The sequence below is a fragment of the Bradyrhizobium cenepequi genome, from assembly GCF_020329485.1.
Lineage (GTDB): Bacteria > Pseudomonadota > Alphaproteobacteria > Rhizobiales > Xanthobacteraceae > Bradyrhizobium > Bradyrhizobium cenepequi.
The window spans coordinates 31344-50285 of the sequence record NZ_JAGKJI010000036.1 but is presented as its reverse complement, the minus strand read 5'-3'; the positions used below and the strand labels follow the sequence as shown (position 1 = coordinate 50285).

The window sequence follows — 18942 nt, the reverse complement described above, 5'->3', positions numbered from 1 at the left end:
CTCTGACGATCTCTCATGCCGAACGTCGCTTGAGGCGACGTTTCACTCTACTACGAAGATCAAGGCAGCAGTGCGCCGCTCTCATGCTGTTTGTCCACGGCTGGTGCTATGATCATGCGAGTTTCGCGTTCCAACAGGCATATGTTTCCCGCATCAGACGGACAATCTCCGGGGGCCTGGCGGTGGCGACACGCCGATTGAAAAATTACGACATCGAAGAGTTCGTTGACGACTTGATCCACCTATGTCGAGAGTTGGCCCCAACTAAGCATCACAGCGTGGGCGCGACGATTGCCTTGGAGTTCGCGGCTCGATGTCCTGAATATGTGGCTGCTGCTGTATTGATAGACAGCGTTGTGTTTCCGACCGTCAACGATGCAGACTTTTCCGATTTCGGGCGTCAGAGTCAGCAAGAAGTGATCGGCGTGCATGGCCGGGCTAGGCGGCTATGACGATGTGGAGAACTGCGGCGGCATTCGCGCCACCTAGCGGCCACGAGCCGCGTTTAGGCCGGCATAGATACCACGCTCGAAGCTCGCGAAAGCTTTCAGGCAGCTCTCGTCCGCGAATGGTAGTACCTGCATCAGGATCACACCGCAGATGCGGCGTGACGGATCAATCCAATAGTAAGTGTTCGCCAGTCCCCCCCAGGCGAGACTTCCGGGGCTGCGGCCTTCGGGTGTTTTGGCAGTGTTAATGAGGAAGCCCAGGCCCCATTTCTTCACCATATCCGGATAGAGATCGACGTCGTTAGACAGGGTCGAGTCGGCCGAAACCATCTTGGTCACATTGAGCCCTCCAATGTGGTTCTGTTCCATCGTCGCGACCGTCTCCGGATACAACACCTCGTTGCCGTTGCCTTTTCCCTTGTTGAGAATCATTTGGCAGAATTTGATATAGTCGTTCACCGTACTGTACAGCCCACCGCCACCCATATGGAATTCCGGTTCCTGCTCCGTCTCGAACGGTATGACGGCCAGCGTTCCGTCCTCGCCGCGCGCATGCATACCGACAAGGCGTTTGCGTTGCGACTCGCTGATCTTAAAGCTAGTGTCGTTCATGCCGAGCGGGCTGAACAACTGATCGCGCAGGTAAGCGTCCAGCCGCCTGCCCGATGCTGCTTCGACGGCCTTGCCGACGAAGTCGATATTGGTGCCATATTCCCAACGGGTGCCCGGATCGGTCGCGATTGGCATCTTCAGTGCATCGTTCTTGCAAGTGGTAATGGCCGGCAGGCTGACTTTCTTGCGATATTGGCGCATGTCGTCGTTCCATATGTCGTAGCAGAAGCCGGCGGTATGGGTCATAAGCTGACGCAGCGTGATCGCGCGCCTGGCGCGGCGCAGCTTCGGCTCGCCATTCGCGTCGAAGCCTTCGAGCACCTGGGGCGCGACGAATTCAGGCAACACTTTTCCGATTGGCGTATCGAGTTCGAGCTTTCCTTGCTCGACCAACTGCATTGCCCCGGCGGTCGTGATCGCCTTGGTCATCGAAGCAATCCAAAACACGCTATCGATTGTCATCGCGTCGGATTTGGACAGGTCGCGTTTGCCGAACGCGCCCTGATAGATCACCTCGTGCTCATTCGCGGCCATCGCGACCAGGCCGGGAATCTTCTTGGCTTCGGTCTTGTGAAGCAAGTGCTGATCGATCAGAATGTTGGTCTGCATGGAGCGTCTTCGTTTCTTTAAGTTTTCGAATCAAATGCGACCAGCCCAGACTTCCGGAAAAATGTAATCGTCACTGGGCACGCACTAGCCCAAGCGCGAGCATCGTCTCAAAGGCTGCGGCAAAATCGGAGAAGCTGCACGTCGAGGCAAAAGCATCTTTGTGCATTCGCGGCTAAGTCGTGACCGACTAAGTGACGACGAGGGCTTCGACAAATGCGGTCATCCTCTAAAACGTGTGCCAGCACTCTCGGCGTCGTGCTCGGTTGGCGCGATCCCTGAGGATGCACCCAATCGCCGGATCGTGCTCGACGACTACGATGCTTGCAGTATACATGCGCGGCCTATTTCCTGGAGGGTTGATTGATTTCGATCTTTCTTTCGTTAGGCCAACGGACCATCTACAAGCGGCTTGCTTAGTTGCTACTTCCATAACATGCGAAAACGTCGCCAACGCGCAGGACGAAGGTACCCATCTTTATCGTGCTCAGCAGAACTTAGTCTTGAATAATATTGCGCTCGCGTTCAGCGCTTCTGTCAGCGAGCTGGCTCCGCATGAATGGAAATGTGAGTCGCAAAGCATCAAGCCTCAGTACAGTCTCACAGCACGAGCGAAGGATAGCCTCGATCGCGTCGCCCTTGTCGCTCTCCAGATGAAGAACAGAGTGGGCCTAGACCCCTCAGCCTCACGGCCAGCCAGCAATTAGTTGGAGTTACAATCGCGCAGAAAAATCTGCTTACGGCCCACTCTCTCCGCAGCATCAGCTTTCTTCTGAGAGCTAGGGATCTAGACAAAGTAACACGTGCAAGTGGGTAGACCTGGTGAGCGTCTTGCTAACCGTGCATGTTAGAGGTCTGCGGTCGGTTTCTGTCACATGTCAGTGATGTTCTGCACATATGATCGCCGTCGGCGTTAATCGCCCCAATGAAGCCAACGAACAAACGCATACGAGAAGTGGCGTGTCGAGCTTCTGGATCTGCTTGCATAAATAGGCAATGCGCTTACCTCTTTGGTCTCAAAGAGCAGACCTGCCTTTGCCTGTTCTGATCAACGTCAAAGCGCAAACTCGGTATCAGCTGCAAACAGACATATCTCCGCAAGATGGTTCTGCGCATGATGAACGAGATTGGTGAACTTAACCTGGCTCAAGACGATGGTCGGTCTCCAACCACGCTAACCGCGCGTCAGATCACAGGTGGGAACGGAGTCTCACTATTTGCTGCACGATTCGAGAAAGGAGTCCATTTTTCCGGTGCGATGCGGCAGAACTTGCTTCTGTTTCCAATGTCGCAGATCCATTTCGAATGTCGCCTAGCGGATCGCAGACTGACACATGAGCCAACGATAGGCACCCACGCTGTTTGTCCCGCCGGAATCGATTGCAAGGCCGATGGTGAGGGCGACATTGATATCGTACTCATAGCAGTCGATCAGGCGCAACTCACGCTTGCGAACACTGACGATTTCTTCTACGGAAAGCTCAGGGAGCGCTTCGCGCAAACGGACGTCGACCTCCTGAAGTTGGCGCGGAAATTTCAGCAGGAGAGTAGCGCGGGCTGCCCAAATGGACCACTTTGGTGGAGTGAACTGTCCATCAGCTTTGTAATGGGTCTGCTACAGCGGCATGCCTCGGATCCAGGGAACAGCCCTCCGGGTATGCTTGACAGAACGACCCTTCGGCGCATCAAAGAGTACATCGCTGACCACCTAGATGAACCGATGGACATTGTTACCCTTGCGAAGGTTGCGTGCCGTAGCCCGTTTCACTTTACACGCATGTTCGCCCGCTCAGTCGGCATGACCCCACACAAGTACGTCGTGCGGCTCCGTTTGCAGCGCGCACTGCAGCTTATACGCACGCGTCGCATGGGTTTGGCGCACGTTGCCGCGGCCACCGGATTTGCCGATCACGCGCACATGTCACGCTGGTTTAAGCACGTTTATGGCATTTCCCCATCCCAAGTGATCGCTGAAGACACATGATAGCCGATCGAGACGATCTCCTCTTATGCACCCTTTGCCACAGCATGAGCGTGCGCGTCTTGGGATGGCCCTTGGTGTGATGCACCTCATTGGCGTTTCACGCACCTGATGAGAACGTCATGGCGCCGGATTTTTTCAAGATTCGGCGCCAATCGCTTCTCGATAATCGACGAGCCCGCCGGACTATTCCTCCGCCCATGCCTCAATCATGTGTCGATATACAATTTCGTTCGGCGCGTGCGGTCATGTCACCTCAGCGCGAAGTTTCGTACCGCAACAGCCGCTTTGCCGTTTAATCTATCTCAGTTGTTCCCCCAAAGGGCTCTACCTGAGCCGGGTATAGATAGACAAGGACCAAGCTCCGATAGCGACACACAGCGAGACTAGGATATGCGTTTGTCACATTAATTTATACTGGCACGAGGTCCCAATCTGGCGCCGCCACAAAGCGCTCGAGCGCGCATTGACATTCAAAAGCAGCTGTTCAACGCATCAGCAAGAGCGAAACACGACGTATGCGGTTGCATTCACCGATAGGCCTTCTCCGGAAGAAATATTACGACTGAAACTGGCTAAACTTGTCAACAGTTCAACAGCAGGTGGCAGTGGTGTGAGTGAGGCGCCCAGTTTCAGTCTATCTCCACTTCTGTTTCGAAGACATACCCGACTCCTCTCGCAGTACGTATCAGCGTCTGCGGATTATCCCGAAGCTTACGGCGCAATCGGAAAACCTGCACATCAATGCTTCGATCGAAAACATCCTCGTGCCTTCGTGTAACACTTAGCAGGTGCGCACGACTAAGTGTCTGCCAAGGGGCTTCCACAAACGCGCTTAGGAGCGCAAATTCGCGCTTGCTTAAACGGATATGCTCACCTTCGGGGGACAAAACGTGACGCTTGCGCTGGTCCAGTATCCAGCCTTCAAATGTATAGCGGCATCCTCGGCGTCTCGATGAGTTAGCGCGACCCATGAGGCGCCGACGAAGCTTCGCACGTATACGCGCGCGCAGCTCGGGTAGGCTCAGTGGGCCCATCATAAAATCGTCTGCGCCTAGCTCCAAGCCAACCACACGCTCGGTTTCTTCACCATCACGATCGCTCACAAAGATAATAGGCACAGCGCTTTTCTGACGAACTTCGCGTAATAGTTCGAGGCCATCGATTTCTTCCAGATCCGGATCCAAGACGATTAGGTCTGGCTCGGCGATCCTAAGTCGACGCAAAAGCTCGCGCGCGCCTAGCACGCAGCTGGTCTCAAGATCCCGATTCAAGTAGCTCGTGAGCATGCGCCTGGTCGCCAGATCGTATCCGACAATGAAGATACTGGCAGAACGTATGTTGGAGGCATCTGCCGGAAGATCGATTGGCTTCAATCCTTCGTTTGTCCGGTGGTTAGACCATATCCAACTGCCACGCATAGAGTGCCTCATTCATGTGGGGGCCGGTGCCACGCCGCGGCGTCATACCGTGAAGGAGACCACTGCGAACTGTCGTTAGTGATCATGGTACAAGGCCAAGCGCGGCGCCTTCACCCTTAGAGCCGAGTGGCGCTAGATCGCCTTACTTATGCGAGTGTTACTGCACAGCATGGGATGCGATCTTGAAGGATATTGCGGTGATGTTCGACCCTGCACCAAGGTGCACGGAACCCGCTGGCCCGCGAGCTTCGCTGCGCCGGCGCTCGCGGGTGGTTCCAACGCATGCCTCCGAATGATGGTTGCGGCGCAAGCGCCAGTCCGTCCGCCTGGGACGCGGCTTTCCGCGCGCTGACCGTCTGCATATCGATGCGGAGAACATGGATCTCACGGGCGTATGGAAGGCACCCGCTACACACGCACGCGCGACAAGTTCGAACCGAACGCCGAGTGGCTCAGGCGCAGTCATTGCGAAACACAAAAGGGATACAGGATGAAAAACGCTCTCGTTTGCGGCGTGGTCGCGCTTACCCTCTGGCTGACCAACTCAGTCGCCGTGTCGCGACGCCGTTCCATGCGGCGTGGGGTCGGGCTCGAAGGCGACTATGGGCAGAGCATCGTCGCGTCGAATTACTAGGGCGATGCGCTCCTCAACCCGGCGCGCGAGGCACACATGCAATTGGTCGTCCAGCTCCCCACAATTTCGCTATTGCACGGCCCTAATTCCGGCCGTCGGCAGCAAAGCGCAGGTACTGGCGCCTCATCGCATTGACCTTGGCGAGATAGGCTGCGACGAGGTGATCGCCGCAGCGCTCGCTGGCCATCGTTTGAAAACCGCGGCGTACGAAAGCCCCCGCCGGACCTGCCCCGCAGAGATGGATGAATGCGACCAGATCCTGCTTCTGCTGCGGGTTTGCCGTCACACCCGGCGCGCGGGCGAGAACCGCCGCGACATTGCGGTCCAAATACACGGCCGCCAGTTCGATGGGGTGGCTCGGAATCGCGCGAATATATAAGCTAATTAGTTGGTGCCCCTGGCCGACAATCGCCTATTCCCGTAACCATATGAATTTGAGGTCATTTTGTCCGTCAATTGCTGCCGATACCAGCAGAAATACCAGCAAGATGACGCGCGGTATTAGCTCGCAAAATAAAGCAGCAGGCGCCTCGGCAGCAGGCGCGGCCCAAGCCTTCTGGCCTCGACAATCGTCCCAACCGGAATCGAACCCGGCTCAGGCTCGAATCTTTGGAGGAGGCAGGCCAGCGCTTCCTCAGCAGCTTTCAGTCTTCGTCGAAGTGGAATGATTAAAAAATCGTGAGTTTGACTCCCACTCTCTCCGGGACGCCACAGTACTCCTCTGTATTCGATTGTTCGATTCGACAGCAAAATCAACGAGCAGTCGCCGAGAAAACTGCATTTTTTGATCGTGGGTTCGGAGGAGGGGTCTTCCGCCGCGGCGCTGTTCTCCTCAGTACACAACTATTCGAATCAACAGCGAAAAAAGCGGGTACCGCGATAAACGTCGTGCGGCCAGTTCCGCGATGTCACCCCTAGCCACCGCGCAAGCCGTAGCTTTTAGTCGTGGGTTCGGAGAATGGATTCGCGAGGCAGAAAACTGGGCCGGCAAGCTCAAGCCGCTCGATGTTCAACGCGAAATTCAGCTCGGGGAAAAACCTGACGGCGCCGTCGTTGTGAGCTCTACATCAAAAGCTGGAGCTACCGTTGCTGTAAGGACGGCAAGCAGCGGTTGTGCTTTCTCCAGTCACCGACCTCGCCATGGCCGAGGGAGAAAGTCGCGGTTTGGTCCGCGGACGCTCAAAAGTCGGAGAATCAATCACGACTCCATTGCCCAGCTCACTTGTACGACCCCAACCATGTGGTCCCCGGATAGGACGACCACTCGGTGGTGGTGTCGGGTTGGGCGCCGATATTCAGCGTGGCTGCTCCGCCGCCTTGACGGCTTCCGCGCTGGCGCTCGAGCTAGGGGCCTGCGCCGGGAGACGGATGCGCAGGTCGGAAAGTTCCTGGACCAAGGCCCGGCCCGGCCCGGTGGTGAGCGTTAAGACGTGGCCGCCCCGGGCCTTGTCGGAGGTCAGAAAATGGAAATGCCAGCCGGCCACGTTGACGGAGCTTGCCGCCACCGGAAACCGGAAGCCGATCAGGGTGCCGTCGACTTCGGTGAGGGAATTGACGACCTGCTCTTCCTTAATCACCTCGGTCAGCGGACGATAGGGTTTCGTTTGTTTCGGCTCGCTGCGCACCTGAATGAATTGGAATTGACCGTCGATGCGAACTGCAAGGATCCGCGACAGGCTGTAAGGCAGCGCATCAAGCGTAGCTTGCAGTTGCTCCAGCGACTGTCCGGCCGGAACTGCTATCGATCCGCGCGGTTGAAAAGCAGCCACGACGGCAAACGGGGTCCGCTCCGACCGTGCCACCAAATGGGCGCGACCGTCAGTCGTCCCGCGATAAACCAGATCATCAAGCACCATCATCTCGCCATCCACTCCGTTGAAGGTGCCCAATCCAAAGTCGCCATGGCGCAGCATTTCGTCCACGGTGGTGTCGCCATCATAGCCGCCTGCGAGTAGGCTGGAGATCGTGGCGACCTGATATGCTTCCCCAGCGCCCGCGGGCAAAGCACCAGCGCCGAGCGTGACGAGCGCCAGCGTGGGCCAAACAACCAAACGGAATGGTGGAAAGCCCAGTCTTATTGACGTGACCATCTCGATCATCATGTCTGCTCCTATCGCCGGGTCCACCGCGACACCTTCGAGTAACTCCCGCCCGTAGGCTGCGGCTGGATGTCGCGACCGAAGTTTAGATCGACAGAGGTCGGAGGTGGTGAGCCCAAGACGCACTCTCACCGGGTATGAGCGCGCACTGTTCCGTGCTGGCGGAACCAGGTCCTCCGAGCGGGGCCGGCCGCCTACCTCTTTGGCAGCACACGGCCGGCTGGAGGCCGCCTCAATCTTCTGTGATATTGTTGAGAGACGACTGATATGTCAGTAACATGTTAGTTATTGCAAGCCTCCCAAGGGAGCTAAGCCATGGAACGCGCAAAATTCGAGACGCGGACGATCCGACCGGACTTAGACCATGCAGCAGTTATGCCGGTAGACGTGCAGGCGATGGTGAAACAAAGCCGCGATTTCGTCGGCAGTCCGCAGTTGAACCTCGAGGAGTGGGCGGTCTTGGTCCGCGCGACGACCGGAGGCGAGTATCAAGTCAGCGACCGTGATGCTTTTGCCGGTTGGATATGCCCACGAAGCGTTTACGGGATCGCGGCAGCCGCATTCAAGGTCCGGTGGGGGCTTGCGGCGGCGGTGGATCATGCCGGCAGCATTAACGGGTTCGCGCGGAGGCGCCGCGATGTCCTCATCGCCGACACGGATTGGTACAGTGCAGTGTTTCAAGTCGCTGGCCAGTGCGCGCTGACCCAGAACGAGCACACTGTGCAAATCGGAGCGGGAGATGTTGGACTCATGGATGGGGCGCGGCTCTCGATGCGCTTATTTGAGAGCGGCTCGCAATGGCTTTCTATTTATCTGCCGCGGCAGTCGCTCATTTCCCATCTCGGATTCGAGCCGCAGACTTGCTTATCTGCGCGCGGGGAAAGCGTAGCAGCGCGCGTCCTCCGTCAGCTCGTTCTCGACAGTGCCGGAGGCGAAGAATCCACAGCGGCGCCGCCCTGCCCGCACATGCGGCTCGCCCTCTACGACCTCCTCGGCGCCCTATTTGTGCCATCTGATCCGGGGCCCGTCTCTCGTCATGCGGATAGACTGTTCGCCCGCATCCGCCGCGTCATCAACGATCGCTGTGCCGATCCGGACTTCGGTCCTGCACAGGTGGCAGCCGAAACGGGGATTTCGCTGCGCTACGTCCAGAAGCTCTTGACGGCACGCGGCTGCACATGCAGCGAATTAGTCTATTCCATTCGTTTGGACCACGCCGCGCGCCTGCTGGCACGCCGGACGTCGCACACTACAGGTCAGCCTCTCAGCGAAATCGCGTATGCCTGCGGCTTTCGCGACTATACCCATTTCGCAAGAAGATTCCGGGATCGGTTTGGCCATGCGCCGGGCGGCCACTTGGAGGGAAACTCAGCCATTGGGACCGGGATAGTGCGCGCCCGCGCGGCTGAGTATTCGCCATCCGCTGACAACGTCTAGCGCCCGGCTGCATCGCCGTGCGGGAGTTGCCTGCCGGCCTACGCACCGCTATCCACACCACTCCTCGAAGAGGATTCCCCGCCTAAAGCCTTTTATCGACGTCTCGCTCAATCGCGTCGTGGCTCACGACGATCCACCGCGAGCGCGGCTTAAACCCAAATCCGACAAGCAAAACGAGATCAAGCTCAGTCAACGCGTAAGCGGCGAACAGTGCGCGCCCGTACTGGTGAAAGTGCGTCATGAGCTCATGACGGCCAAGCTCCGGTCGTCCATAGTTACCGATGAAGGCAAGATCAGGAGACGGAGCGATGAGCCAGGATACCAAGGCTCGGACGTTGTTGAAAGTAGAACTCCATGAATAACCAAGACGATCTTAGGCAGAATTATACAATGAATCGACGCGCGTTCGTGAGCATGGTGGCTGCGGGGGCGGCGAGCACGCTTGTCCAGGGTACCGCCGCCGCTGCGCAGCCCGCGCTGAAGGCGCGCAATGTTGTGCTGGTGCATGGGCTATTCGCCGACGGGTCATCCTGGTCTGAAGTGATCGCACGATTGCAGGCAGCGGGACTCAATGCCACGGCCGTGCAAAATCCCCTGACAACGCTGCCCGACGCGGTGGCCGCGGCCCAGCGCGTGCTTGCGCGGCAGGATGGTCCGACGGTGCTGGTTGGGCATTCCTTCTCCGGAATGATCGTGACAGAGGCAGGTCAGCATCCGAACGTGTCGTCTCTTGTCTATGTGGCGGCGCGGGCGCCGGATGCGGGCGAGGATTACGCCGCGTTGGCCAAGACATTTCCAACGCCACCGGCGTCGGCCGGGATTGTCTTTGACGGCGACGAAGGACGTCTCAGCGAGGCTGCGTTCTTGCGCGATTTCGCGGGCGACCTGCCGGAAGCGAAGGCGAGGGTCCTCTATGCGGTGCAGGAGCCGTTCCACAAGGCTCTGCTGACTGGCAAGACGACGCATGCCGCGTGGCGGTCGAAGCCGAGCTTCTACGCCGTTTCCACCGAAGACCGGACGATTAATCCTGATCTCGAACGGTTCATGGCCAAGCGCATGGGCGCCAAGACGATCGAGCTGAAGGCAAGCCATCTTTCGCTGATCTCCCATCCCGACGAGATTGCCCAGCTCATCCTGGAAGCCGCGGGACAGCCCGATAGCCGGAGGACGTCAACGCGCATGGGCCATTCACCGAGGCATCGCGCTGACAGTCCAGGCGAAAACTAGCAATGGTCGCGTGCGTGCTCTTTTTTACTGCATAAACGCCTCTACGTGTATCTTCCCCGTCCGCTAAGTTTACGGTCCCGAGCCCCCAAATTTGTCTCGAATTGATCCAACCATACTTCGATGCTGCGGTGGCGAGACGTACGTACTCAACGGGATCAACGATCGGTTCATTCGCTCGCGGCGTTGCAACGCCATCAATTTGCGCCGCAATGCGATGGCCGTCCTCGGTTTCTAGTGTCGCTCTGACGTCGAGGTCAACGCGTCCGTCGGCACGCATCAAAATGTAATAGACGCCGCGTACTTTGCCTGCGAGACGGCCTTTGCCACCTCTCTCGAACGCCACATCAAATCGTGTCCTCTATCGCACGTCGTGATCGGGGCAGCCTCAGAAGGTCGGCTCGTGGCCCACCGACGCGAGAGAGCAAGCGTCATGCGACAATCTTGGTAGGCAAGACTATGATCATACGATGGCACTTACTCTCTTGCCCCGTGGGATTTTACCGGGAAGCGTGAGAGGCGTATGGACTGCGCTCCAGAGGCCCTACGGCACCATGTTACAAACGCCAAGCCCGCCCGAAGCAGTCGCCTCGCATTGCGGCAGGCTCGTGAAGCCGCAATCATTTTCCCCGTCGCCGGTGAGACAGTAATGACGGGAGTTGTCGGTGTGGATCGACGACGGTGTCCGATGGTGCGCGTAAGTTGCAGCGGCCAGACCGTGAGTAGCAAGTAGCAGGAGACTCGCAGCTAGGGGGATGGCCTTTTTGATGATCATTGTCATTTCTACGCTCCGTTTAGGTTGGGTCAAAGGAGCGGACGTGAACGGTGCCGCGGCTATCCGGACGGACGTTGGCGACGCTCGCGGTGAAGGCCGGAAATGGGTCAAGTTCGCCGCCCGAATGAACAATTCGATTCACTTCGCCGGTTCCCGCCCATAACGACGTGTCCACTCCTTCCGCTCGTAGTCCTCGAAGGCGGCAATCATCGCGCGATACGTGCGCTCCGCCACGGCCGGGTCGAGACCCTGAGCTTCGGCGTCAGCTCGCACTTTCGAGATGATTGCTTCGACCCGGGCCGGCACGCTGACGGCGCCCGGGTCCTTCTTGAAGCGGCCGGCCTCGGCGACATATTTCCCGCACTCAGCCATTAGAGCGATGATCGCATGGTCGAGACGGTCGATGTTGTCCCGGACCTCCATTAGCGTCGCACAGCATTTGCCGCCGTCGACCGAGGGGTGGCTCCAATAAGCGGGCTCATTCGAGGCGTCGTCCGCGTAGGCGGCGCGGCAAGTGAGGAATATAAGGGCAGGGAGGATTTTGCGCATGGACGGGACTCGCTTCGCTCGAGCTAATGCTGTTTCTGCGAGCGATGCCGAGAAACTTACGTCACCGGCCGGACAACGTCGTAAGCCTGGCGCGCACTTCCATCGGCATCAGAGCGCACTATGTTTTCGTGCATTCGCCGCGTTCTCTGGACTGGAATTGCGGTCGGCTTTGCAAGGGAAAGAAACCAGCCGCATCGGGGGCATCCAGATCGCTCTCAGGCGTCTCGCGCGGTAGTTGTCTTTTGAGTCAGGCTCTTAGCGCAGGCGTCGTGAATCTACGACGCACTTTCACCGGTACTGGCACCTCTCGATCGCCACAGCTATCAGGTTCTCCTGAATGCGCGCCTGGGGCATGACCGAACCGATGACGAAACTTTCGCGCAAAATGAGTATAGTCGCGAAAGCCGCACGCGTAGGCGATCTCGCTCAGAGGCTGGTTTGATCCCAGTAACGCCCGGCGGTGCACGAGGCGCGCGGCGTAATCCAGACGAACCGAATATATGAACTCAGTGCAGGTCAAGCCGCGCTCCGTGAAGAGCTTCTGAAGATAGCGCAGCGAGATACCAGTTTCGGCGGCGATCTCGTTGGGACCGAAATTCGGATCGGCAAAGCCGTCAAGAATGATGCGGCGGATACGCGCAAACAGTTTGTCCGAATATCGCGATCCGGGCCACGGCTCGGAAGGCGCAAATACGGCACTGAGCAGATCGTAGAGGGCGAGCTGCATGTGGGGGTCGGACTGCGCGGCTGTGGATTCCTCATCTTTGGTGCCTTCGAGAACGAACTGACGAAGGACGCGCGCCGCGGGCGTTTCGCCGCGCCCGCACAAGCAAGCCTTGGGCTCGAATCCCAGATGGGAAATGACCGACTGGCGCGGCAGATAAACTGAGAGCCATTGCGAACCGGTCTCAGATAGACGCGTAAACGGCCTAGCGCCGTCTCCCAGGCCAATATCTCCCACCCCAAATTGTATCGTATGGTCGTTCTGTGTCAGCCACGACCGGCCGGCCACCGGAAACAGGGCGCAGTACCAATCCACATCGAGGCGGGCATCGCGGTGTGTCTGCTCGAACCGGTAAAGGTCGGCCCCGTGATCGACGGTTGCCAGCCCGCTTTGGATCTTCGTCGCGGCTGCAGCGATCCCATAAACGCTGAGTCGGCGCATCCAACCAACAAGAGCATCGGGTTCGACAACTCGGTGGTCTCCTCCACAAGTAGACCGGAGCAAAGCGGTCCACTCCTCGCGGTTCAATCGCGACGTGCGGGCGAAATCGCAACTCTGTTGTACCATCGCCGGTCCTCCAAGAAGTCGACACAACCAATAGCGCTTGCATTTCCTCGGGTAGCCCCATGATCGGCGTGTAGCTCGTCTGCACCAGGCAAAGAGTGTCGTTCACCGTGGCAACTTACCAGCGTGGGTCATCGGCCTATCCGATACGAACGGACGGTATATCGGGAGTGAGCCGATCGGGCCGGTTTCGAGCTCCGGCTGCCAACCAACGCTCTCCTGCTCGTTGCAATCGATCCGCGTGACGACAGCAACGCGGTCTTCTGTGTCACTAATTGGAGAGGGGTTACTGTCCGCTGACGCGAAGCCGCATTGCTCCTCGGCGCAGTTAAGCGTGACGCCAGCGTGGCGTGGGACAAGTTTGGCTTCAGTATTTCGGCTCATCGCCCTGTCTTCTGATGTTGCCTTCATCAACGCTTGATATGGCTATCGGAGAGCCGCCGTCATCAGCCCATAACGCACTTTCTCCAGTACCAGCGCGCACTGTTCGCCGTCCGCGTATTGACCGGCGCGTGATCTCGGTTTGCTTAGCGAATTTGGATCGGTTGCGGGGGAAGTGCGCGCCGATACCGCTGAAAGTGCGCCGCCGGCTCGCGACATCCAACCTCTAACGGCCTAACTTTTCGGGCTAGTAGGGATTTGGAGTTCAGGCATGACCGCAAGGCAAGAATTTGACTACGTCATCGTTGGGGCCGGGTCGGCTGGATGCGTGCTCGCAGCACGTCTTAGCCAGGATCCCGCTGTCAGCGTAGCCGTGGTGGAGGCGGGGGGACGGGACGACGCGCCGGAGATCGCGATGCCTGTCGCCTTCCCGCAACTGTTCAATCCGTTACCCACACCTTTGATCCCGGAGGCATGCAATGACTAATAGTGTTGCGCAAACGAAGAGAGCGTAGTTGATCGTAAATGAGCACATCGAGGCTGAAGCTATTCGGCACGACGTCACAGCCACCGTCAAGACTTTCGAACATCCTCGCTATGAAGTGCCGGCGCTCGGTGTTGTCGCCGATGGTGCAGAAGCGGTAAACAGATTATTGGGGGCCCTCCTTGCTGCTTTTCCGGACTTCCAAATAGAGAGAACCGCGGTCCATCACGCGGACGATGCAGTCATCGTAGAGTGTCGCTTGCAAGGAACGCAACGTGGCGAGTGGGGCGGGATCGAGCCGAGCGGAAAGAAGATGGAAGTTCCTGCGGCATTGATCTTCTTGTTCGACGGCGACGGGCTCATCTGCGAAAGGGCCTATTTCGATCAGGCCACAGTCGTACGGCAGCTTGCTCCAACAAAATGACTGAGCTGTCAAACCCAGTCGAGCCCTCGGACCGATCGGGGAAGCCGAAGTAGAAGCCGGTTCTCACCACGGTCGGCTCCGCCTGCGCCCAAATGCAGCAGCAAAATCAGATCAGGCTCCGCTCAACGCTCAGGCGGCAACAGTGCGTGCCAGTATGGGTGAAAGTGCGTCATAGGCTCATGACGGTAAATCTCCGATCGCCCACACTCACCGACGACGGAGACAAGCTCGGGTGGCGCGCAGGTTCGACGGGCGCCGTGTCGAGGCTTGCGGCAGCGTTGCCGATTGGCAGCTTGCACCGTGCGCAAACCATCACACGTTAGTGTCTCGACGATATGATGATATGACTATCGTAATTTAACGGCGAGCGCCTAGTTGAGCGGAGACTCGATTACCAACCGCTCTCGTAGCAATCGTGGGTGCAAAATGAATGATGGCTCTTGGCCTGCAAAGTTAGCAATATTCTCCATGCTGCTGGTAGCTGCAATCGGCTGCGCACGCGCTCACGACCATGAGCACCCTGAGTTGAACGGATGGTTCGAGAGCTTGCACAGCGGCAAGGGACCGTGCTGCGATGGCAGTGATGCCAAACGCCTCGACGATGTCGATTGGGATAGCAAGGATGGTCACTATCGCGTGCGCATCGATGGTGAGTGGGTCGACGTGCCGGACGAAGCGGTGGTTGATGGACCAAACCGCGCTGGGCCTACGATGGTTTGGCCGTACTACTTGGATGGTCATCCGAAAGCGCGCTGCTTTCTGCCGGGAGGCATGGGCTAAGGTCTGTAGCCGATGAAATTGGTGGCCGAGTTTGGACTGGTCTGTCGGTCTGCAAGAGCCCTTCGCAGCTGGTGGCGTCGCACAGATACAGGCTGGAGGAATCGGGCGCGCATTGTGACATCGCAAAGAGAGAGTGAAATGAGGAAAATCGTGAAGTCAGCCAAACTTGTCGCAATTCTGGTCGCCGCGTTGGGTACTACGGCTCACGACGGCGTGCGGCTCAGCCCGAGAGCGGCATCCTCGAGCGCCAAGCCGTGGTAACCGAGCTGGGCACGAATGCTTCGGCTACGACCTACTGGGTGGCCGAGACCGATGGCTGGAAGGTCGTGACCACCATCGATATCGTCTTCGAGCGGGGCGGCGACGCCGAGCAGCATGCCGTAGCGCGCTTCTCCGCGACGCTTCGGCCGGGGCAGGTGGAACTAATCTCGGTTCCTCATGCAATCGGCCAACAACAACGAGTTCTGCGAATCCGTCGCGTCGGTGACCGAATCGAGATTGCGCGGGTCTCGGGCTCATCGGTCTGACTCGATTGTTTCAATATCCGGGGCGCGCTTCGTCAGCGACACAGCGGTGTTCTTGGCAGAATAGCCCCGCCTTTGTTCGTGAAGAACAAAATCTCCGGGTTTTCGGTACCGAAGGACTGCGTATCGCCGATGCGTCGGTGATGCCGTCGATGGTCCGTAGCAACACCAAAGCGGCCGTGATCGCGATCGCGGAGAAGGCGGCCGACATCCTGGCAGGGAACAAATCCCCAGCAGAACGAGCGCTGGGCTTATAGGGTAGCGAACGTCAAACCCGCTCCACTAGCAACGCGCTCGCGGTGAATAGTGCGCGCCAGTACCGTTGAAGGTGCGTCATAGGCTCACGACGGCAAATCTCCGATCGTCCACATTCACCAATGCTGAAGACAAAATCAGGAGTCACGATGAGCCAAGCAATCAAAGGTTTCGCGCTGATCACCGGCGCTTCGTCGGGCATCGGCGCCATTTACGCCGATCGCCTGGCCAGGCGCGGCTATGACCTCATTCTAGTGGCGCGCAGGTTCGACCGTCTGCGAAGGCTGGCCGACAAGATCGCGGGAGAGACCGGCCGCAAGATCGAGGTGATCGCCGCCGACCTCGTCAAGCGCAAGGATCTCGCAAAGGTCGAGGCAGTGCTGCGGACCGACAGGCGGATCACCACCGTCGTCAACGACGCCGGCGTCGCTTCGACTACTCCCCTTCTGCAGGCCGACGTCGACAAGATGAGCGAGATGATTGCGCTGAACGTCGACGCTCTGACCCGCCTCACCTACGCGGCCGCCCCCGGCTTCGTCGAGCGTGGTGGTGGCACGATCATCAATATCGCTTCGGCCGTCGCGCTGGCCCCGTGGATATTCAACGGCGTCTACGGTGCTTCCAAGGCATTTGTCCTCGCCTTTAGCCGGTCGCTAAAACATGAGCTGGCGGAGAAGGGCGTGCGCGTCCACGTCGTGCTGCCGGGCGTCACGGCAACGGACCTCTGGGGGACGACTGACACGCCATTGAAGCAAATGCCCGGCGGGATCGTGATGCCAGCCGCGGCCATGGTCGACGCGGCCCTTGTCGGCCTCGATCAAGGTGAGTTCGCCACGCTGCCTTCGCTGCCCAACGTGGCGGACTGGGACGCTTACGAGGCAGGGCTACAGGCGCTGGTGCCAAACTTGTCCCGCGCCGAACCGGCGGCGCGCCTTACCGAGCCGACGGCCAAGGAGACTTCGCGTCAGCCGGCGGTGCTCCCCCTCCGACAACGAATGCAACAACACCGATAGGAGCAGATCAATGAGCACTGCAGCGAGAGAGGGAGGCGCCCGTATGCACCGCATTCCGGAGCTGCAGGCCTTGTGAATGATCAACGTGCTCCCGTCGCCGATCCCCGGCAAACGGTTCTGATGGCGAGAAGAAAGAATATTGCCTTGCTCGCTCACGACAACCGGAAAGAAGAATTCCTTAAATGGGCACAAGAGCGATCATGACCAACAAAACCTCGCAACAAAATGCGGCACAGCTGCCGTCGAATAAGCGTCCAGCCGAGGCGACCCTCGCGCGGGGGCTCGTCAACACGCCAATCACAACGGTGGATAGACTTGGTCAACGCAGCGGCGCTGCCGTGTTCCTTGAAGTATTGAGAAGTGAAGGAACACGCTACATCTTCGGCAATCCCGGAACCACTGAGCTATTCCTTATCGACGCTCTCGTGGAAGCGCCGGATATCCGCTACGTGCTGGCGCTCCAGGAGGCCAGCGCGGTTGCCATGGCGGACGGCTACGCGCAGGCTTCGGGTCGTCCGGGCGTCCTCAACCTCCACACCGCTGGTGGACTTGGCCATGGGCTGGGCAACCTGTTGAACGCGAGCGTCTGCGGAACACCGCTGGTGGTGACGGCAGGTCAACAGGATTCCAGACATACATTTACCGACCCGCTGCTCTTCGGAGACCTCACCAGCATCGCCAGCCCCGCGGTGAAATGGGCAAGAGAAGTCGGTCACGCCGACCAGATTCCAACTCTGGTTCGGCGCGCCTTTCACGACAGCAATGCCGCGCCAACCGGACCGGTCTTCCTGTCCCTGCCGATGGACGTCATGGAGCAGATGACTGCAGTCGACATAGGTAAAGTCTCAGTCATCGACCGCGCCTCAGCTGCCGGCTCCCGCGACCGGCTGGCCGACTACCTGGCTGCGATCGCTCCAGGAAAGCTTGCCATTATTGCAGGTGATGAAGTTTCAGCCAGCAACGCTGCCGACGAAACCGTCCGTCTCGCTGACGCGCTTGCTACGCCCGTCTATGGATCATCTTGGCCGGCGCACATGCCCTTTCCCACCTCGCACCCCCTGTGGAGGGGAAACTTGCCCATCAAGGCGAACGAGATTGCTCGCGAGCCGAAACGCTATGACGCGATCTTTGCGCTCGGTGGCAAATCGCTCATTACCATCCTTTATACCGAGGGCTCGGCCGTGCCGAGCGGCGTCGACCTCTTTCAGTTGTCGGCCGACGCCCGATGGCTTGGGCGCACTTACCCCACCAAGCTGTCCATGGTCGGTGATATCGGAGTCTCGCTGACCGTGCTTCTTTCTCTTCTCGCCCCAAAGATTGCCGGCCGCGCCGACACCTACGCCGCGCTCCGCGAGCGTGCCGCGCAAGATCGGGAGGACCGGCGCGCGCAGCTCATGGCGACCGCCGATAGCGAGTTCGCCGGTCCTGTGATCACCCCCCTCGTGGCCGGCCGTGAGATGGCCCGCGCCATTGGTCCCGATATTGCTATCGTCGATGAAGCGGCCGCGACGATGGGCCATCTGCGCGCCTTTCTCAACACGTCGAGCAGCCATCGGTATTTCTTTTCGCGTGGTGGCGCGCTCGGATGGGGCATGCCGGCGGCGGTTGGCTTCTCGCTTGGCATCAATCGCGAGCCCGTGGTCTCCATTGTCGGCGACGGCGCAGCCCTCTATTCACCGCAGGCGCTGTGGACCGCAGCATACGAGAAGCTTCCCGTGACGTTCGTGGTGATCAACAACCGCGAATACAACATGTTGAAGAGGTTTGTGAAATCGCAACCGCATTCTTCCTCCGTGCGGGCCAATCGCTTCATCGCGATGGACATCGTTGATCCGGCTATCGACTTTCATGCGCTGGCAGCGTCCATGGGCGTCTGCGCGCGCCGTGTGGATCGCGCGTCCGACATTGCGCCAGCGATCGAGGCAGGTATCGCATCTGGCGCTCCTAACCTGATCGAGATTCCCGTTGGCGCAACGTGAACGGATGCATTCGCATCAAACAACGGG

18 protein-coding genes and 2 pseudogenes are annotated in these 18942 nt (G+C 58.8%); 12 read left to right on the top strand and 8 right to left on the bottom strand.

The features are described 5' to 3' along the window. Positions 1-83 precede the first annotated feature (83 nt). A complete protein-coding gene (locus J6497_RS29050; protein WP_225707686.1) occupies positions 84-452 on the top strand; it encodes an alpha/beta fold hydrolase in 369 nt (122 codons plus the stop codon). A 33-nt stretch (positions 453-485) separates the two neighbouring features. Here J6497_RS29050 and J6497_RS29045 read toward each other — a convergent pair whose 3' ends face one another. Continuing rightward, on the bottom strand, positions 486-1670 hold the full coding sequence (locus J6497_RS29045; RefSeq protein ID WP_225707685.1) for a serine hydrolase domain-containing protein: 1185 nt from the start codon (positions 1668-1670) through the stop codon (positions 486-488). A 1111-nt stretch (positions 1671-2781) separates the two neighbouring features. Between J6497_RS29045 and J6497_RS29040 the strand changes: the two genes are divergently transcribed. Further along, positions 2782-3651 carry a helix-turn-helix domain-containing protein gene (locus J6497_RS29040; RefSeq protein WP_225707684.1) on the top strand — a complete coding sequence of 290 codons (870 nt, stop codon included), beginning with the start codon at positions 2782-2784 and terminating at the stop codon, positions 3649-3651. Positions 3652-4280: 629 nt separating this feature from the next. Here J6497_RS29040 and J6497_RS29035 read toward each other — a convergent pair. Then, a complete protein-coding gene (locus tag J6497_RS29035; RefSeq protein ID WP_225707683.1) occupies positions 4281-5024 on the bottom strand; it encodes a winged helix-turn-helix domain-containing protein in 744 nt (247 codons plus the stop codon). 535 nt (positions 5025-5559) lie between these two features. Between J6497_RS29035 and J6497_RS29030 the strand changes: the two genes are divergently transcribed. After that, entirely contained in the window at positions 5560-5703 is a 144-nt protein-coding gene (locus tag J6497_RS29030; RefSeq protein WP_225707682.1) for a hypothetical protein, read from the top strand. Positions 5704-5785: 82 nt separating this feature from the next. Here J6497_RS29030 and J6497_RS29025 read toward each other — a convergent pair whose 3' ends face one another. Together J6497_RS29025 and budA are read right to left on the bottom strand one after the other, a co-directional pair. Then, positions 5786-6037, bottom strand: a complete 252-nt coding sequence (locus J6497_RS29025; RefSeq protein WP_312010380.1) for a hypothetical protein — start codon at positions 6035-6037, stop codon at positions 5786-5788. A gap of 961 nt (positions 6038-6998) precedes the next feature. Further along, entirely contained in the window at positions 6999-7805 is an 807-nt protein-coding gene (budA, locus tag J6497_RS29020) for an acetolactate decarboxylase (RefSeq protein WP_225707681.1), read from the bottom strand. A gap of 312 nt (positions 7806-8117) precedes the next feature. Here budA and J6497_RS29015 point away from each other — a divergent pair, with 312 nt between their 5' ends. Both J6497_RS29015 and J6497_RS29010 read left to right on the top strand, forming a co-directional pair. Continuing rightward, positions 8118-9239, top strand: coding sequence for a helix-turn-helix domain-containing protein (locus J6497_RS29015; protein WP_225707680.1), 1122 nt, complete (start codon positions 8118-8120; stop codon positions 9237-9239). Between the two features lie 390 nt (positions 9240-9629). Continuing rightward, positions 9630-10391, top strand: a pseudogene (locus tag J6497_RS29010) (alpha/beta fold hydrolase); the annotation flags it as partial. Here J6497_RS29010 and J6497_RS42105 read toward each other — a convergent pair. The 4 genes from J6497_RS42105 to J6497_RS28990 form a co-directional block, all read right to left on the bottom strand. Beyond that, positions 10369-10743 carry a DUF3237 domain-containing protein gene (locus J6497_RS42105; RefSeq protein ID WP_249793789.1) on the bottom strand — a complete coding sequence of 125 codons (375 nt, stop codon included), beginning with the start codon at positions 10741-10743 and terminating at the stop codon, positions 10369-10371. The pseudogene J6497_RS29010 and the gene J6497_RS42105 overlap by 23 nt on opposite strands. 264 nt (positions 10744-11007) lie before the next feature. Continuing rightward, positions 11008-11244: a DUF3551 domain-containing protein gene (locus J6497_RS29000; protein ID WP_225707677.1), complete on the bottom strand. Its 237-nt coding sequence runs from the start codon at positions 11242-11244 to the stop codon at positions 11008-11010. A gap of 132 nt (positions 11245-11376) precedes the next feature. Next, the gene (locus J6497_RS28995; RefSeq protein ID WP_225707676.1) at positions 11377-11787 is read right to left on the bottom strand and encodes a chorismate mutase; all 411 of its coding nucleotides are present in this window, start codon (positions 11785-11787) and stop codon (positions 11377-11379) included. Between the two features lie 247 nt (positions 11788-12034). After that, complete coding sequence (locus J6497_RS28990; RefSeq protein WP_225707675.1) at positions 12035-13078, bottom strand: helix-turn-helix domain-containing protein; 1044 nt, start codon at positions 13076-13078, stop codon at positions 12035-12037. A gap of 649 nt (positions 13079-13727) precedes the next feature. On the opposite strand from J6497_RS28990, the pseudogene J6497_RS28985 reads away from it, so the two are divergent. The 7 genes and pseudogenes from J6497_RS28985 to J6497_RS28955 all read left to right on the top strand — a co-directional run. Next, positions 13728-13898: pseudogene (locus tag J6497_RS28985) on the top strand (lycopene cyclase family protein); the annotation flags it as partial. Between the two features lie 73 nt (positions 13899-13971). After that, complete coding sequence (locus J6497_RS28980) at positions 13972-14364, top strand: ester cyclase (protein WP_225707674.1); 393 nt, start codon at positions 13972-13974, stop codon at positions 14362-14364. Positions 14365-14832: 468 nt separating this feature from the next. After that, complete coding sequence (locus J6497_RS28975) at positions 14833-15144, top strand: hypothetical protein (RefSeq protein ID WP_225707673.1); 312 nt, start codon at positions 14833-14835, stop codon at positions 15142-15144. Positions 15145-15398: 254 nt separating this feature from the next. Continuing rightward, a complete protein-coding gene (locus J6497_RS28970) occupies positions 15399-15671 on the top strand; it encodes a hypothetical protein (protein WP_225707672.1) in 273 nt (90 codons plus the stop codon). 5 nt (positions 15672-15676) lie between these two features. Next, positions 15677-15925, top strand: coding sequence for a GMC oxidoreductase (locus tag J6497_RS28965; RefSeq protein WP_376708286.1), 249 nt, complete (start codon positions 15677-15679; stop codon positions 15923-15925). Between the two features lie 147 nt (positions 15926-16072). Beyond that, the gene (locus tag J6497_RS28960) at positions 16073-16936 is read left to right on the top strand and encodes an SDR family NAD(P)-dependent oxidoreductase (RefSeq protein ID WP_225707671.1); all 864 of its coding nucleotides are present in this window, start codon (positions 16073-16075) and stop codon (positions 16934-16936) included. A 200-nt stretch (positions 16937-17136) separates the two neighbouring features. Next, positions 17137-18915 carry a thiamine pyrophosphate-binding protein gene (locus J6497_RS28955; protein WP_225707670.1) on the top strand — a complete coding sequence of 593 codons (1779 nt, stop codon included), beginning with the start codon at positions 17137-17139 and terminating at the stop codon, positions 18913-18915. Positions 18916-18942: the final 27 nt, after the last annotated feature.